General features: G+C 61.3%; 18 protein-coding genes. 11 read left to right on the top strand and 7 right to left on the bottom strand.

Annotated elements, in window-relative coordinates; genetic code table 11:
• Positions 1-4: 4 nt before the first annotated feature.
• Positions 5-907 carry a 3-dehydrocarnitine:acetyl-CoA trimethylamine transferase BcoG gene (gene bcoG / locus PR017_RS26650; protein WP_111221100.1) on the bottom strand — a complete coding sequence of 301 codons (903 nt, stop codon included), beginning with the start codon at positions 905-907 and terminating at the stop codon, positions 5-7.
• Between the two features lie 35 nt (positions 908-942).
• Between bcoG and PR017_RS26645 the strand changes: the two genes are divergently transcribed.
• The 4 genes from PR017_RS26645 to PR017_RS26630 all read left to right on the top strand — a co-directional run bounded on the left by PR017_RS26645 (position 943) and on the right by PR017_RS26630 (position 6544).
• Positions 943-1983, top strand: a complete 1041-nt coding sequence (locus PR017_RS26645; protein ID WP_240539032.1) for a GlxA family transcriptional regulator — start codon at positions 943-945, stop codon at positions 1981-1983.
• A 96-nt stretch (positions 1984-2079) separates the two neighbouring features.
• On the top strand, positions 2080-2370 hold the full coding sequence (locus tag PR017_RS26640; RefSeq protein ID WP_111221098.1) for a GIY-YIG nuclease family protein: 291 nt from the start codon (positions 2080-2082) through the stop codon (positions 2368-2370).
• A 1213-nt stretch (positions 2371-3583) separates the two neighbouring features.
• Positions 3584-5476: a molecular chaperone HtpG gene (htpG, locus tag PR017_RS26635; RefSeq protein WP_111221096.1), complete on the top strand. Its 1893-nt coding sequence runs from the start codon at positions 3584-3586 to the stop codon at positions 5474-5476.
• A 96-nt stretch (positions 5477-5572) separates the two neighbouring features.
• Entirely contained in the window at positions 5573-6544 is a 972-nt protein-coding gene (locus tag PR017_RS26630) for a YihY/virulence factor BrkB family protein (protein WP_279619575.1), read from the top strand.
• A gap of 5 nt (positions 6545-6549) precedes the next feature.
• Here the strand turns inward: PR017_RS26630 and PR017_RS26625 are convergent, their stop codons facing one another.
• Positions 6550-7521 (bottom strand): DMT family transporter, encoded by a 972-nt coding sequence (locus PR017_RS26625; RefSeq protein ID WP_111221094.1) that lies wholly within the window; start codon positions 7519-7521, stop codon positions 6550-6552.
• A gap of 336 nt (positions 7522-7857) precedes the next feature.
• Between PR017_RS26625 and PR017_RS26620 the strand changes: the two genes are divergently transcribed.
• From PR017_RS26620 to PR017_RS26610, 3 genes are all read left to right on the top strand, one after another.
• Positions 7858-8430, top strand: a complete 573-nt coding sequence (locus tag PR017_RS26620; protein ID WP_111221093.1) for a tyrosine phosphatase family protein — start codon at positions 7858-7860, stop codon at positions 8428-8430.
• Between the two features lie 7 nt (positions 8431-8437).
• A complete protein-coding gene (locus PR017_RS26615; RefSeq protein ID WP_133255610.1) occupies positions 8438-8737 on the top strand; it encodes a hypothetical protein in 300 nt (99 codons plus the stop codon).
• Positions 8738-8801: 64 nt separating this feature from the next.
• Positions 8802-9503, top strand: a complete 702-nt coding sequence (locus tag PR017_RS26610; RefSeq protein WP_425070060.1) for a cell wall hydrolase — start codon at positions 8802-8804, stop codon at positions 9501-9503.
• Positions 9504-9539: 36 nt separating this feature from the next.
• Here the strand turns inward: PR017_RS26610 and PR017_RS26605 are convergent, their stop codons facing one another.
• The 3 genes from PR017_RS26605 to PR017_RS26595 form a co-directional block, all read right to left on the bottom strand.
• A complete protein-coding gene (locus PR017_RS26605) occupies positions 9540-9755 on the bottom strand; it encodes a hypothetical protein (RefSeq protein WP_111221091.1) in 216 nt (71 codons plus the stop codon).
• A gap of 93 nt (positions 9756-9848) precedes the next feature.
• The gene (locus tag PR017_RS26600; protein ID WP_111221090.1) at positions 9849-10580 is read right to left on the bottom strand and encodes an SDR family NAD(P)-dependent oxidoreductase; all 732 of its coding nucleotides are present in this window, start codon (positions 10578-10580) and stop codon (positions 9849-9851) included.
• Positions 10577-10930, bottom strand: a complete 354-nt coding sequence (locus PR017_RS26595) for a hypothetical protein (RefSeq protein WP_162604198.1) — start codon at positions 10928-10930, stop codon at positions 10577-10579. Before PR017_RS26595 ends, PR017_RS26600 begins: the two co-directional genes overlap by 4 nt.
• Between PR017_RS26595 and minC the strand changes: the two genes are divergently transcribed.
• From minC to PR017_RS26575, 4 genes are all read left to right on the top strand, one after another.
• A complete protein-coding gene (gene minC, locus PR017_RS26590) occupies positions 10866-11588 on the top strand; it encodes a septum site-determining protein MinC (protein ID WP_111221089.1) in 723 nt (240 codons plus the stop codon). The genes PR017_RS26595 and minC overlap by 65 nt on opposite strands.
• A 33-nt stretch (positions 11589-11621) precedes the next feature.
• A complete protein-coding gene (gene minD / locus PR017_RS26585) occupies positions 11622-12437 on the top strand; it encodes a septum site-determining protein MinD (RefSeq protein WP_111221088.1) in 816 nt (271 codons plus the stop codon).
• Positions 12434-12691: a cell division topological specificity factor MinE gene (gene minE / locus PR017_RS26580; RefSeq protein ID WP_111221087.1), complete on the top strand. Its 258-nt coding sequence runs from the start codon at positions 12434-12436 to the stop codon at positions 12689-12691. Before minD ends, minE begins: the two co-directional genes overlap by 4 nt.
• A gap of 76 nt (positions 12692-12767) precedes the next feature.
• Complete coding sequence (locus PR017_RS26575) at positions 12768-13157, top strand: RidA family protein (RefSeq protein WP_111221086.1); 390 nt, start codon at positions 12768-12770, stop codon at positions 13155-13157.
• A 15-nt stretch (positions 13158-13172) separates the two neighbouring features.
• Here the strand turns inward: PR017_RS26575 and PR017_RS26570 are convergent, their stop codons facing one another.
• Positions 13173-13754 (bottom strand): NAD(P)H-dependent oxidoreductase, encoded by a 582-nt coding sequence (locus PR017_RS26570; protein WP_111221085.1) that lies wholly within the window; start codon positions 13752-13754, stop codon positions 13173-13175.
• Positions 13754-15160 carry an FAD-binding oxidoreductase gene (locus PR017_RS26565; RefSeq protein ID WP_111221084.1) on the bottom strand — a complete coding sequence of 469 codons (1407 nt, stop codon included), beginning with the start codon at positions 15158-15160 and terminating at the stop codon, positions 13754-13756. The genes PR017_RS26570 and PR017_RS26565 overlap by 1 nt, the downstream gene beginning before the upstream one ends.

Genomic DNA, 15160 nt, shown 5'->3' with positions numbered 1-15160 from the left:
ATTGCTACCGCTTCGTCAGCTTCAGCTTCCGCCGCACCTCGTCCGGCCCGATAATGCGACCGCCCATGCCTTCGACGACGGTGACGGCTTTTTCGACCAGCTGGGCATTGGTGGCGAGCTTTCCCTTGCCGACATAGAGATTATCCTCCAGCCCAACGCGGACGTTGCCGCCTGCAAGGATGGCGGCTGCCGGATAGGCCATGGCGTTGCGGCCGATTGAGAACGCCGAAAATGTCCAGCTCGGCGGCACATTGTTGACCATCGCCATGAAGGTATTGAGATCGTCGGGCGCTCCCCACGGGATACCCATACAGAGCTGGATCAGCACCGGGTCCTCGATCAGGCCTTCCTCGACCAGCTGCTTGGCAAACCACAGGTGGCCGGTGTCGAAGGCCTCGATCTCCGGGCGGACGCCGAGGTCGGTCATCTTCTTCGCCATGGCACGCAGCATGCCCGGCGTGTTGGTCATTACGTAGTCGCCGAGCGAGAAATTCATCGTGCCGCAGTCGAGCGTGCAGATTTCCGGCAGGCACTCGGCGACGTGGGCAACACGGTCCGTGGCGCCGCCCATGTCGGTGCCGACAGGGTTGAGCGGCAGCGGATTTTCGACATCGCCGAAAATCATGTCGCCGCCCATGCCCGCCGTCAGGTTCAGCACGACGTCGACCTCGGAGGCGCGGATGCGGTCCGTGAGCTCCCGGTAGAGTTCGATGCGGCGGCTGCCAGCACCGGTTTCGGGGTCACGAACATGACAATGGACGATGGCAGCGCCGGCCCTTGCGGCATCGATGGCGGATTCAGCGATCTGCTTCGGGGTAACCGGCACATGGGCGGACTTCGAAGCCGTATCGCCGGCACCGGTGACGGCACAGGTGATGAACACATCGCGATTCATGGCAAGAGGCATTTGGGGGTCTCCATTGGTTGACCGGATTACGCGGTATGACGGAGAGGATTGCTTTGCATTTTCGGAAGCAGATTATACATTATCGGAAACGGACCTCGATCCCTATGCTGACCTCGTCGAACGCCCCGCTGGATATCGACCTGCTGATCCTGCCGGAGACCAACCTGATCCTTATCGCCTCGGTCATCGAGCCGCTGCGGGGCGCCAACCGCATTGCCGGCAGCGAGATCTACCGGTGGCGATTGTTCACCCCCAACGGCGCTCCGGTGCAGACGACGAGCAATATCCAGATCCCCGTAGACGCCGCCTTCCGTCCGGGCAGGGAGACAACGCCGCTGTTCGTGCTCGGTGCCTACAACTGGCAGCGCAGCGTCACGCCGGCCCTGAAGATGCAGCTGTCCCAGACCGCGCGCTATCGCACGGTCATTGCCGGCATCGAATCCGGAACATGGCTGCTGGCGGAAGCAAGCCTGCTCGACAACGTGGCGGCCACGACCCATTGGGAGGATTTCGACGATTTTGCCGCGGCCTATCCGCAGGTACGGATGGTGCGCGAGCGCTTCGTCATCGACGGCAAACGCATCACCACCGGCGGCTCGCTGCCAACGGTCGACCTGATGCTCGAAATCATCCGGCGGCGGCAGGGCTATTCGCTGGCGCTGGAAGTAACTCGGCTCTTCATCTACGAGCAGGCCGGCTCCCGCAGCACCACGCAGGTCATGCCATCGACGGCCGTGTTCGGGATGAACGATCCCCGCGTCGCTCACGCGGTGCGGCTTATGGAGGAGACCGTCGAGCAGCCCCTGTCGCTCACCCGCCTCGCCAGGCGCGCAGGGCTCAGCGCCCGCCATCTGCAAACGCTGTTCCGCGAAAGCGTCGGCGTCGCGCCCCACGTCCACTACCTCGCGCTCCGCCTCAACGCCGCCCGCCGCAAGGTGATCGAGACACCCGCCACCTTCGCTGACATCGCCGCCGCCACCGGCTTCAACTCCGCCTCCGCCTTCTCCCGCAGCTACCGCACCCAGTTCGCCGAAAGCCCCACCCAAACCCGCAACCGCATCGGCCGGAGGGTTTGAGCGGGCCATGGGAGAAGAAAGGAGAAGAATATCGGCGGGTAACCAGGCTTCAATTTTTGATTGTACCTATTGATATACTCGCGCAAAGATACGGCGATGAAAGGCTACGTCTACATACTCGCATCGAAACGCAACGGTACGCTTTACATCGGCGTGACGCGGGATATGGCCGGCCGGCTTTACGACCACCAGAATGAACTGACCCCCGGCTTCACCTCGCGACACGGTGTGAAAACGCTGGTCTGGTTCGAGGAGCACGATCTGCTGACAGCCGCGATCACCCGCGAGAAGACGATGAAAAAGTGGCCCCGACAATGGAAGCTAAACCTGATCGAGACCACCAACCCGGATTGGCAAGACATCTCCCACTATCTTCACGGCCTGTAGAACGGTGGAAACCCGGCACGACGGCGCTGGAGTCGCCCACAAGCGGTAACCCTCGCACGTGTAGGCTCGTCACAAGCATAGGTGTGTGGCGCGGATCCACTGAGCAGGCATTGAAAAATATATCCATAACTGCCAAACGCTTCAAACTCCAACCTCGCCCTGACGCCCCCGGCTCCCTCATTCCTGTGCTCGTCACAGGAATCCAGTCACGGCGCGTCTGCGCCGTGAGAGGACTCTCTGTTGGTGAGAAAAGTGTTTATCGCCCAAGGACTTGGGCGGCTGGATTCCTGTGACGGGCACAGGAATGAGGGTGTTGTGCGCATCTAAGGCGAAGTTGGGCCTTAGAAATACGTGGCAGAAATCGATCCTTCTTTCACGGAGTTGGACACCTCGATAACTCGAATTTTCAATACTTTGCTTAGCGCACGTCCCCACTTCCCTCATTCCTGTGCCTGTCACAGGAATCCAGTCACGGCGCGTCTGCGCCGTGGGAGGACTCTTTGTTGGTAAGAAAGTGCTTTTCGCCCAGGGACTTGGGCGGCTGGATTCCTGTGACGAGCACAGGAATGAGGGAAGTTGGGGTGGCTTTTTGGCATTCTTCCTGACCTCATACGTGCACCCACAGCCATGCAACCTCACTCCCCTGCTCGCAGCACCTCATGGGGATAAACCGTTGGGATTTCCGTTTGGAAACAATGCCGGCATCATAATTTCATCCCCATGCTTTCGACCCGATCTATAATCACCCCGTTCCGCCATTGGATACACCGGTCTGCGTTGCCGGCGAGGTGGGACCGGGTCTTGGAGGGGTTGCCGTCTACGCAGGCGACGTCTTCGAGGGTCCGCAGAAAGTGGATCCCTTCGGGCCCCCTGGGCTCGGCGTGCCTGTGTGGCATAACTCCGGCAGCTTTTCCCCGAAAAGGGACCTGGGTCGGAAACAGAGGATCCGGAGTTGCGGATAAAAACTGCCGAACGGGGCACATCTGGTGTCACTTAACTAAAAATCATCAGGCACTCGGTGCGCCCCGGCCATCAGAATTTTCATGACACGGACCGAACAGGCCGCGTGAACGGGATGGTGTGGATGCTGGGCTGGAGGAGGCCGGTGTACGGGGATAACTTCGCTTGCGGGTTGTCCCACCCCTTGAATTCGTCAGCCGTCTTTGCCAAGTCAAAGGCCCCAATGACATCGACAACGCCTGAAGAGATTGCCATGACGACTGCTGCCGAGACCCCCGTGGAAAATCACGCCTTCGAAGCCGATGTATCCAGGCTTCTTCACCTGATGGTTCACTCGATCTACTCGGACAAGGACGTGTTCCTGCGCGAGCTGATTTCGAACGCTGCCGACGCCTGCGAGAAGCTGCGCTACGAGGCCATAGCAGCACCCGAACTGCTGGCCGGCGACCCTGCCTCGAGGATCAGGCTGACGCTCGACGAGGAGAACCTCGGCTTCGTGCTCGAGGATAACGGCATCGGCATGAGCCGCGACGACATGATCGAGGCGCTCGGCACGATTGCCCGCTCCGGTACCCGCGCCTTCATGGAGATGGTCGAGGCGGCCAAGGGCAAGGACGGCGCCCAGTTGATCGGCCAGTTCGGCATCGGCTTTTACTCCGCCTTCATGGTGGCCGATCGCGTCGACGTCATCTCGCGGCGCGCCGGAGCGGATGAAGCCTGGATGTGGTCGTCCGACGGCAAGGGCGCCTATACGATCGCAGCCGTTCCCCTCGAAGAGGCGCCTGCGCGCGGCACCCGGATCACGCTGGCGCTGATGGAAGATGCCAAGTCCTATGCGTCGAAATGGACTGTCGAGCGCATCGTCAAGGAACAGTCCGGCCATGTGCCGGTGCCGATCGAGATCGTCGAGAAGCCAGGCGAGGAGCCGAAGCAGATCGCCGACGGCTCGGCGTTGTGGACCAAGCAGAAGAGCGACATCACCAAGGAAGAATATACCGACTTCTATCGCGGCCTCTCCGGCCAGTTCGACGAGCCGGCCGTCACCGTGCATTTCCGCGCCGAGGGTCGCCACGAATATACCGGGCTTGCCTTCGTGCCGAACTCGCCTCCCTTCGATCTCTTCGATCCCGACCGCAAGGGCCGCATCAAGCTTTACGTCAAGCGCGTCTTCATCACCGACGACGCCGACCTTTTGCCGCGCTACCTGCGCTTCGTGCGCGGCCTGATCGATACGTCGGACCTGCCGCTCAACGTGTCGCGCGAGATGATCCAGCAGAGCCCCATCCTGGCCGCTATCCGCAAGGGGCTGACCAGCCGCATCCTCACCAGCCTCGAGAAACTGGCGGAAAGCGACAACGACACCTTTATCAAGGTGTGGGAAGCCTTCGGCACCGTACTGAAGGAAGGCATCTACGAGGATTACGAGCGTCGCGCCCAGCTGATGGCGCTGGCCCGCTTCAAGAGCACGGCGTCCGGCGACGGATACCGGTCGCTTGCCGACTACGTCAAGGACATGAAGGAAGGCCAGACGGCGATCTACTATCTCGCCGGCGGCAACACGGCCCAGCTGGCGGCATCCCCGCATATCGAAGGTTTCCGCGCCCGGGGCGTCGAAGTGCTGCTGCTCACCGATCCCGTCGACAGCTTCTGGGTAACCAATGCACCCGATTTCGATGGCAAGAGCTTCAAGTCGGTGTCGCAGGGATCAGCCGATCTCGCAGACATCAAGAAAGCCGATGGCGAAGCTCAGCCGAAGGCCGAGACGACGCAGCTGGTCAGCGACTTTATCGCCTTTGCCAAGACGACGCTCGGAGATGCCCTCTCCGATGTCAGGGCCTCCGACCGGCTGACCGAAAGCGCCGTCTGCCTGGTTGCTCCGGAGCACGGTCCGGACCGGCAGCTCGAAAAGATCCTGCAGGGTGCCGGCCGCCTCGACGCCGCCGCCAAGCCGGTGCTGGAAATCAATCCGGATCATGCGCTGATTACGGCGCTTGCCGGCACTGCCGGTCAGGACGGGGCGTTCCAGACGGACGCAGTGCAGTTGCTGCTCGACCAGGCGCGTATCCTCGACGGCGACAAGCCGGAGGATCCGCGGGCATTTTCGGACCGCCTGTCGCGGGTGCTGGAGCGCGCCCTGAAGTCGTAACATCCGGGACGACTCGACGAATCCCGCAAGAGCCCTAGTTCGACGGGATAACAGGGGAGATCGACGGGCGTGGGCGAACAGGATGGGACGGCGGCTTTGACCGAGAGACCCGCGTTGGGAGAAGCTGGACGCGGGCGAGACGCAGAGACGCCGAGCCAGATCCCGATGAAGGGTCTGAAGGACGTGCTCTGGCGGGTCGTCTCGGAAGTGATGGAGGACCGGGTGACGCTGATTGCGGCGGGCGTCACCTACTATCTGCTTCTTGCGATGTTCCCGGCGCTCGGCGCGCTGGTCTCGATCTACGGTTTCGTGTCCGATCCGACGACCATCGCCACCCACATCGGTTTCCTGTCGCAAATCTTCCCGCGCGGCTCCTTCGATCTCATCCTGTCGCAGCTGACGGCCCTGACCCAACAGAAGCCGGGAACGCTAAGCATCGGCTTCGTCACCGGCCTGCTGATCGCGCTGTGGAGCGCCAACAACGGCGTCAAGGCGCTCTGCGACGCCATGAACGTCGCTTACGGCGAGGAGGAAAAGCGGGGAATCGTCGAGTTCAACCTGCTGTCGCTCGCCTTCACCTTCGGGCTGCTGATTTTTGCCGTCGTGCTGATCTTTGCCATCGGCGTTATCCCGGCGATCCTTTCGTTCATCTGGCTCGGCGAATGGACGGATCTGCTAACGAGGCTGGCGCGCTGGCCGATCATCCTTGGCCTGGTAATGTCGGGCATCATGCTGCTTTATAACTACGGCCCGAGCCGACAGCCGGCCAAGGTCGTCTGGCTCAGCTGGGGTGCTGTCTTCAGCACGCTGTTCTGGCTGCTGTCGTCCTTCTTGTTTTCCTATTATCTCGACCATTTTGCCGACTATAACGCCACCTACGGCACGCTCGGCGCGCTGATCGGCTTCATGGTGTGGATCTGGATCTCGGTCATCATCATCATCGTCGGAGCCGAGATCAATGCCGAACTGGAACACCAGACGCGTGAGGACTCGACCACGGGGCCAGCGCGCCCGATGGGAGAACGCGGCGCCTATGTCGCCGATACGCTCGGCAAAACCGCCGACTGAGGCCGTCAGCGGTTTTCGGCGCGGACTTCCTTTGCGGCCGGATCGCCGGGATCCTCGAGCGTCACCAGCGCCGCCTGGCTGTCGGCGGAGGCCACCGCCGTCGGCAGCGACGTCTTGCGCTTGCGCTCGCGCAGCAGCGTCAGCAGGCCCGAGAAGATGATCAGCACGATGCCGACAGCCATCGGCGCATCGATGTGATCCTCGAAAATCAGGTAGCCGAACAGGATCGCCCAGATCATCTGGCTATATTGCGGCGGCGCCACCAGGCTTGCCGGCGCCATCTTGGCGGCATTCATCAGCAGCACGTTGCCGGCCGCACCGAGGAGGCCGTAGCTTGCAAGAAATACCCATTGCCGCGGCGTCGGCAAGGCGAGGTCGGTAAGCATCAGCAGGCCGCTGATCACCAGCACGCCGAACAACGCGGCACCGTAAAGCGAGAGGCGCTTCTCGCTCGGGCCCATGGCCCTGAAGATGACGATCGAGATGGCCGCGGTCAGGCCGCCGGCCGCCGCGCAGAAATGGCCGACCGTCAGCTCGCGAAAGCCGGGCCGGAGCACGATGAGCACACCTACGAAGCCGATGGTGACGGCCGTCCAGCGCTGCCAGCGGACATCCTCCTTCAGGAAGATCACCGACAGGATCGTCACGAAGGACGGCAGCAGGAACAGCAGCGCAAAGGCTTCGGCCATCGGCAGCTTGGTGAAGGCAACGACCGAGCAGATGGAGCCAATGGCGCCGCAGACGAAGCGCAGCATCCAGAGCGGACGGTTCGAGGTCTTGACGATATCCGACCATGTGTCGTTGCGCGTCTTGAGGAAGGGCAGCGCGGCTATGCCGAACAGCGCGCCGATGAAGGTCACCTGATAGGATGGCAGGGCTCCGTGCAGGATCTTGATCGATGCATCGCTGAACGCGAAAACGGCATAGGCGGCGAAAGCGACGAGCACGCCGCGGAGGGGAGAATAGGGTGCCGTCATGATTCCATATCTGTGATTGACATCAGCAGGACCGGACGTGGCCGGACAACGAAAAGCAATGGCTAGCGACGAACGGCAATCAGCTCGACCGCATTTCCGGGTGATTTGCTCACAGAATCAATGCCAGATTTTGTATGTTGCGTCGCCCCCTTTTTGCCCGAGGCTTCAGATTGTCACTCAGCGCTCGCATTCCCGGGGGAGATTTGAAGGGAGCCGCAGCATTTCTTCAATTTCTGATATTTGGGGGTCGGCGACGACGCGAAAGTGTCTTAAGTTTATCGCGTTGACAGATGAAACCCGTCCGGAACGTCGCCCTCGACAGCAAAGGAACTGCGCATGAAAACCTTGAATCTACCCAAGCGGTATATCTGCGGCATCGACGAACTGGCGGCGCGCTCCGGACATGGCATCACCCATGTCCTGTCCCTGGTAGATCCGGAGCTTCCGGAAATGGAGCATTTCGAAGCCTATGGCAGCACGCGGCGCCTGGTTTTGAAGATGCACGACATCATCGAGCCAAAGCCCGGCATGATCCTGCCGGAGAAATCGCACATGAAATCCATTCTCGAGTTCGGCCATCTCGTCGAGACCGAGAGCAACTCCTTCGGCTCCCTGCTGGTCCATTGCCATATGGGCGTGTCGCGCTCGACCGCCGCGATGGTGGCGATCATGGCCCAGGCGCATCCGGAAGAGGCGGAAGATCACGTCTTCGAAACGCTCCGCCGCATCCGCCCGCAAGCCTGGCCGAACTCGCTGATGATCAGCTACGCCGACGAACAGCTCGATCGCGCGGGCAAGCTCACAGCCGCGCTGCGCCGCCACTACGCCGTGCAGCTGGCAACGACCCCCGACGTCGGCACATGGATGAAGACGCTGGGACGCCAGCGCGAAGTCGACATGGCGGAGTGACGCTTCCGTGGCCGGCGAACACCTCGATGATCGCCGGCCACGCCGCCCTGCGTCAACCGCCCGCAAGGCCAGCGCCGGTGTGACGGCGAATCACCACGACCTCGATTCTGGAAGCTGCCGGCTTCGTCGACGCCAAAAAATAGTCAGGGCCGCGTTCGCGAAAAACCCGGAGAACCAGAAGAAAAATTCAAAAAACGACGTCTCGGAAAAAATGAATTTGGAATACGTAAAGTTTTTGTTAAGACGTTGCGTCGATACAAGTATTGGCCATACCAAACAGGAGGCACCTGCCGTTGCGGACGCATAGTGATTGGATGAAATCCTTCGTGGGGATTTTTGTTGTCGGACTGACAATGGCAGGGTGCACGACCATGCCTAAGCCCGAGACGAAGCCAGTTACCCGTACCAAGACAGCCAACGGCGTCAAGGTCACCTACAATTACACCCGCGAAGACCGCGAATGCCTGAAACGGGCCATGTATGCGGAATCGCTGGCCTCCGACCCAGACGGCTATCTGGCAGTCGGCACCGTCGTTGCCAATCGCCTGACATCGCCGGCCTATCCCAAGACCATCTGCGGCGTTGTAGGCCAGGAAAAACAGTTTGCACCTGGCGTCATGAAAGTCGTCATCAAGGACCAGGCCGAGCCGACCCTCGATGCGGCAGCCGATGCCATCCTGCATGGCGAGCGGCATCCAGCCCTCGAGAGCGCGATGTTCTTCCATACGCAGGGCCTTAAATACCCTTACGGCAACATGCACTACGTCGCCGTCGCAGGCGGGAATGCATTCTACGAGAAGCGTGCCAAGGATGGCACCCTCGAGACGCCGCCGCCACTGCCGGCCTATGAAGTCGCTATGAACTACGTCGGCAACCAGCAGGCTTCCGAGCAGATCACGTCGCCGCAGTTCGATCACCTGCTGCCAGCCACAGGCCCGGTCCCGGCCTTTACCGCCGCAACAGCGTTCGCTCCGACTTCAATGAAGCCGATCGATACCGCATTCACGGTGCCGCAGAAGGTCGTCGTGCCGAGAGAACGCCCGGATTTCGCAATCTCCGGGCCGCTTAACTAAAAGCTGCAGGTCGGCGGGTTCCGACTTGCGGACCCGCTACCAGTTTCCTGGATCGGCTGTATGGTCGATCTCGGCAAATTCCTCCGCCGACTTGCGATCGAGAACGATTTCCCCGGACGCCTGCGTGCCTTCCATCACCGCGTACACAAGCGGCGCCGCCTCCTTGCTGAGTTCCTGATACATCAGCAACGCTGCTTCATCGGCACTGTCTGCTTCGATCTCGCGGATAACGGCGATCTTGAATTTCTGCATGGATTTCTCCTCTTGGCAGCTGGTACCATTCCGACCGGACGGCGCAGTTCTGTCGTCCTTGGCATGTAAGCCCGTGCAGCGAAAAGACCAGCCTCAGACGTGCTGCCCGCCACTGATGTGGATTTCAGCGCCGTTGATATAGGATGAGGCGGCGGTGCAGAGGAAGTGGATCGTCTCCGCAACTTCCATCGGCGAACCCAGCCGTCCCATCGGCACATCGCGTCTGACGATGTCGTCTGTCCCGGGCGACAGCATCGAGGTGGCGATCTCGCCGGGAGCAATGGCATTGGCGCGGATACCCATCGGGGCGAATTCATGGGCCAGTTCGCGGGTCAGGGACGCCAGACCGGCTTTCGAGGCGGCATAGGCGACGCCCGCAAACGGGTGGACGCGCGAGCCGGCGATGGAGGTGACGTTGACGATCGAACCCTTGGCCCTTTCCAGTTCGGGGCGAAGCTCGCGCGCCAGCAGGGCTATCGAGATGAGATTGACATTCATAACTTTCGTCCACGTCTGCGCATCGGTCGCGCTGACGCCGAGCCGGGTCTGATCCGGACCCTTCGGCGATATGCCGGCATTGTTGACCAGCGCATGCAGCGCGCCCTCCGGCAACCTTGCGCGCACCGTGGCGGCAAGGCGCTCGATCTGGTCGAGTTCCGACAGATCCGCCTGGATGTGGCTTTCCCGTGCAGCCGGCCATGGGCAGTCCTCTGACGACTGTCGCGACACCGTCAGGATCTGCCAGCCTTTTTCCGTGAAGAATTTGACCGTCGCGTGCCCGATGCCACGGCTTGCGCCGGTCAACAACATGATATTTCTGGTCATTTCTTTCCACCCACCGTAATTTCAGGAAGCCTTGACGCTGTCGCCACGAGCATTGGACATGGCACGACTTGCAGACGTTTGATGCGAAAAAGCAATGCATTTTGCAAGCATTGCCACGGTTCTCGACGGTTGCGCCTGACCGGCTCTCCCTGCTGCTGCCAGGGCAGTTGGAGCACACTTGCACCATTGCCGAAAATTTCGTGCTCCGACGGCCGGCACGAGGATGAAATTAACACTCTGTTAACCAAATCGCCATTAAACATCGTCAATGAATTCTTAACGCAGATGACCAAATTGCTAACAGATGCTCGCTCGATTCGCATTAAAGGCCGCTCGTTTCTTGCGGTCATGCTATCCCCTGACCTGCCGTTTGACGACTGGCTGATCAGGCTGGACGATCTGGCCGCGCGCTCTGCAGGCTTTTTTCTGGGACGTCCCGTCGTCCTCGACGTGACGGACCTGCCGATAGACCGGGCACAGCTGAAGGCTTTGATTGCTGAACTGTCCGGCCGTAATGTCAGCATCATGGGCATCGAGGGCGGACGTCCGTCGATCCTGGGGCCGGGTATGCCGCCGGCGCTGAAAGGCGGCCGTCCCGTTGCCGACTTCGAGGTTGCCTCGAAGGAGCCGGACGCCGATGCACCCGCCAAGCCGGTGGTGACCGAGCCGCGCCCGGCAACGCAATCGCTGGTCATCCGCGAGCCGGTCCGCTCCGGCCAGTCGGTGATCTTTCCGGAAGGTGACGTCACCGTCATCGGCTCGGTCGCCTCAGGCGCCGAAATCGTCGCCGGTGGATCGGTGCACATCTACGGAACACTCAGAGGCCGCGTCATGGCGGGCTCGGTCGGACACGCCTCCGCACGGATCTTTTGTCGGAAACTCGAGGCCGAACTGGTCGCGATCGACGGCGTCTACAAGATGGCGGAGGACCTCGCTCCAGAGCTTCACGGGCAAGCCGTGCAACTCTGGCTCGAGGACGACAGGATCATGGCAGAGAAACTCAATTAAGCCGGATGCCGGCAGGGACGTAAGGAGAGCGAGATGGGGAAAGTCGTCGTCGTAACATCGGGCAAGGGCGGAGTTGGCAAGACCACGTCGACTGCAGCTCTGGGGGCAGCCCTGGCACAGCGCAACGAGAAGGTCGTAGTCGTCGATTTCGACGTCGGGCTCAGAAACCTCGACCTCATCATGGGCGCCGAGCGCCGGGTGGTCTATGACCTCATCAACGTCATCCAGGGCGATGCCAAGCTGACGCAGGCGCTGATCCGCGACAAGCGGCTTGAAAACCTGTTCCTGCTGCCGGCCTCCCAGACCCGCGACAAGGACAATCTGACGGAAGAAGGCGTCGAGCGCGTCATCACCGATCTGAAGCGCCATTTCGACTGGATCATCTGCGACAGCCCGGCCGGTATCGAGCGCGGTGCTACGCTTGCCATGCGCCATGCCGACGTTGCCGTAGTCGTCACCAATCCGGAAGTCTCGTCGGTGCGCGACAGCGATCGCATCATCGGCCTGCTGGATTCAAAGACCGCCAAGGCAGAGCGCGGCGAGCGGATGGAAAAGCACCTGCTGCTGACCCGTTATGACGCCAACCGCGCCGAACGCGGTGACATGCTGAAGGTCGAGGACGTCCTGGAAATCCTTTCCATCCCGCTGCTCGGCATCATTCCGGAAAGCATGGACGTGCTGCGCGCCTCGAATGTCGGCGCGCCCGTGACCATCGCCGAAAGCCGCAGTGCCGCTGCCATGGCCTATTTCGACGCCGCCCGCCGTCTTGCCGGCGAAGCCTTGCCGATCGCAATGCCGAGCGACAAGCGCAATATTTTCGACAAGCTTTTCGGTCGGAGAGCAGCATGAACATTTTCAAGCTTTTTAACCGGCAGAGAACAGCTCCTGCCGCCCGCGAACGGCTGCAGCTGCTTCTTGCCCACGAACGGTCGTCATCCGGCTCGGACCTGATCACCCTGCTCAGGGAAGAGATCCTTGCGGTCATCTCCAAGCATGTGCAGCTCGATAACGACAAGGTGCAGGTGAAGATCGAGCGATCGGAATTCGTCTCGACGCTTGAAATCGACGTCGAATTGCCGCTCAATGCAGCGATTGCTGCGTGATGCAACAGGGGCGTGACCGGAAGCGGTCATGCCCCCCAGCCGTTGCTTTCCGCGCGTGAGATCAGACGGGATTCCGATGGCCGAAACATTCAACCCACCCTCCGTTCGCCGCCCGTTCGGCCATTACAATCACGGCCTGCTGGTGCCGCCCGGCGCCTCCCTGCTGGTGACATCAGGCCAGCTGGGCATCGCCGTCGACGATACGGTCCCCGACGGCGTCACAGCCCAGGCCGAGCTCTGCTTCCAGGCAATCGGCGCCATACTGTCCGAAGCGGGAATGGATTTTTCCGACGTCATCCGCATCTCCGGGTTTGTCACCCGCCGCGAGGACTTCGCCCCATACATGGCTGTCCGGGATCTCTACACGCTCGACCCCAAGCCGGTCTCGACGCTGATCATCGTCAGCGGCTTTACGCGACCGGAATTCCTGGTGGAAGTCGAAGTGACGGCAGCCAAGGTCATCTGACCGGCGCCGCCCTGGCTAGAAGCGCTCCATCGCCGTCTTCACCCTTGCCATGAACGCGGCCCGAGTCTGCTCCGTGCAGTTGTTCATGTCGTAATGGGCCAGAAACGTCACCGGCTTCACCGGATTGATCTGCGCGCGCAGCACCCGCGTGACGATTTTTTTTGGCGGGTTGCCGGCGACCAGCGCCCGCATCGGCGTGGCACCGTATGTCAGAACCGCCGCCAGCTTGCGAATGTGCCGAAGCCGCGACTTCACCTGCCCGTCGACGAGCTCGAAGGAAACGCCGGGGAGCCAGACGCGGTCGAAATAACCCTTCAGCATTGCCGGAAAGCCAAAGTTCCAGACCGGCGTGACGATGACCAGACCCTCTGCCTGCCGAAGACGCTCGACATAGGGCTCTACCAGTTCGGTATTCTGCGGGTAGTCGTGATAAATCAGCCGGTCCTGTCGCGAGAGCACCGGATCGAACCTCTCCGCATAGAGATCGCAGGCATCTACTGCGTGCCCGGCTGCCTCGAGGCTTTCAACTGCCTGGCGATAAAGCGCCGCCCCATAGCTCGATTCCACCGGATGCGAATGCAGAACCAGAACCCTCATTACCCCTCCATGACGCTTGCCAAACCCGGGAACAGATAATTCTTGCCGGCAGTAAAATCGAAATCCGGATTGTCCCAGGCAATCATCTTGCCGGGATTGAGCAGGCCCTTCGGGTCCGTCTCGTGCTTGAAGGCCAGCTGTATCTTGTCGGTGCGCTTCATGCCGCCTTCCTCCAGCGTGTAGCGGTGCGGATTGAAGACCGGGCAACCGTGATCCTGGTGGATCTGGATAATCTCCTCCAGCCGCGCCTCCGTCGTGTAGCGCACCAGCGGCAGGCCGGAGCACTGGACCTGGCCATCAAACCGCATGAATTCGAGATGACCGGGCACTTCGTCGCCGAAGATCGCAGTCATCTCGGCCACCTTCGCGACGTGGTCGGGGCCGGGATACTGGATCTGGAGGTAGGTGAGACCGGGATCGACCTTCAAAGCGCGCAGCGTCGTGTGGTTCCAGGCAAGCTCATAGGCGTGCGGGATGCCCTTCATGCTTTCGACCGTGTCGGAGCGAAAGATCACCTCGGCCTTCTGCGACGCTGCGAAGGCGAGGAAGGCGTCCATCGAGTGGGGTGCGATCATCAGCACCACGACGGACTGGCCCTCGCGGATGTAGGGTTTGTGGCGGGTGAAGTAGTCGTAAGGGATAGGCGCCGCGATCGGGGCGATTTCCTTGACAAGGATGCCGTTGCATTTCGCCAGCGCATCCGAAAAGCGCACCGACGCCATGAAGTCGTCGTAGCCGACCAGGACGTCGATCCAGTCGTAGGCCGGCGCCAGCGGCATTTCGATCTCGGTGATGATGCCGTTGGTGCCATAGGCATGGCTGACCTTCTGCAGGTCCCAGCCGGTGAGGTCGAGGACGCGGGGTTCGGCCTCCATCGTCACCACCCGCAGCCGCAGGATATTGCCGATATCGCGAAGACCGCCCCAGGTAATCGAGCCGACGCCGCCGGAGCCACCGGCGATGAAGCCGCCAATGGTAGCCGTCTGCTTGGTCGAGGGATGGAAGCGCAACTCCTGGCCGGAATGGGCCTTGGTCTGCTTGTCGAGATCGGCGATGACAATGCCGGGCTCGCAAATGACGCGGCCGGGATGGATTTCCTTGATCTTGTCCATGCCGGCGAGATTGAGGACGATACCGCCGGAAAGCGGCATGGCCTGTCCGTAGTTGCCGGTGCCGGCGCCGCGCGGGGTCACCGGCACGCCATGGGCGAAAGCCACTTTCAGGGTCCGGATGACCTCGGCCTCGGACTTCGGCGTCACCACCAGATCGGCGGTCACGTTGTCGAGCTGCGCCTTGAGGATCGGCGAATACCAGAAGAAGTCGCGGCTTTTCTGGCGCACCAGCGCAGGATTATCCTCGACCGCGATGCCTTCGAGTTCCTGTTTGATCAGCTGATAATCCGGCAT

The sequence above is a fragment of the Rhizobium tumorigenes genome, assembly GCF_003240565.2.
GTDB classification, from domain to species: domain Bacteria; phylum Pseudomonadota; class Alphaproteobacteria; order Rhizobiales; family Rhizobiaceae; genus Rhizobium; species Rhizobium tumorigenes.
The sequence above is the reverse complement of the archived record's forward strand: the minus strand, read 5'-3'. Positions and strand labels throughout refer to the sequence as shown.

Bases quoted from the DNA above. Each gene is read 5' to 3' on its own strand.
- bcoG (WP_111221100.1), bottom strand. From the start codon at position 907: ATGCCTCTTGCCATGAATCGCGATGTGTTCATCACCTGTGCCGTCACC.
- PR017_RS26645 (WP_240539032.1), top strand. From the start codon at position 943: ATGACGGAGAGGATTGCTTTGCATTTTCGGAAGCAGATTATACATTAT.
- PR017_RS26640 (WP_111221098.1), top strand. From the start codon at position 2,080: ATGAAAGGCTACGTCTACATACTCGCATCGAAACGCAACGGTACGCTT.
- htpG (WP_111221096.1), top strand. From the start codon at position 3,584: ATGACGACTGCTGCCGAGACCCCCGTGGAAAATCACGCCTTCGAAGCC.
- PR017_RS26625 (WP_111221094.1), bottom strand. From the start codon at position 7,521: ATGACGGCACCCTATTCTCCCCTCCGCGGCGTGCTCGTCGCTTTCGCC.
- PR017_RS26620 (WP_111221093.1), top strand. From the start codon at position 7,858: ATGAAAACCTTGAATCTACCCAAGCGGTATATCTGCGGCATCGACGAA.
- PR017_RS26610 (WP_425070060.1), top strand. From the start codon at position 8,802: ATGCCTAAGCCCGAGACGAAGCCAGTTACCCGTACCAAGACAGCCAAC.
- PR017_RS26605 (WP_111221091.1), bottom strand. From the start codon at position 9,755: ATGCAGAAATTCAAGATCGCCGTTATCCGCGAGATCGAAGCAGACAGT.
- PR017_RS26600 (WP_111221090.1), bottom strand. From the start codon at position 10,580: ATGACCAGAAATATCATGTTGTTGACCGGCGCAAGCCGTGGCATCGGG.
- minC (WP_111221089.1), top strand. From the start codon at position 10,866: ATGACCAAATTGCTAACAGATGCTCGCTCGATTCGCATTAAAGGCCGC.
- PR017_RS26595 (WP_162604198.1), bottom strand. From the start codon at position 10,930: ATGACCGCAAGAAACGAGCGGCCTTTAATGCGAATCGAGCGAGCATCT.
- minD (WP_111221088.1), top strand. From the start codon at position 11,622: ATGGGGAAAGTCGTCGTCGTAACATCGGGCAAGGGCGGAGTTGGCAAG.
- minE (WP_111221087.1), top strand. From the start codon at position 12,434: ATGAACATTTTCAAGCTTTTTAACCGGCAGAGAACAGCTCCTGCCGCC.
- PR017_RS26575 (WP_111221086.1), top strand. From the start codon at position 12,768: ATGGCCGAAACATTCAACCCACCCTCCGTTCGCCGCCCGTTCGGCCAT.
- PR017_RS26570 (WP_111221085.1), bottom strand. From the start codon at position 13,754: ATGAGGGTTCTGGTTCTGCATTCGCATCCGGTGGAATCGAGCTATGGG.
- PR017_RS26565 (WP_111221084.1), bottom strand. From the start codon at position 15,160: ATGCCGGATTATCAGCTGATCAAACAGGAACTCGAAGGCATCGCGGTC.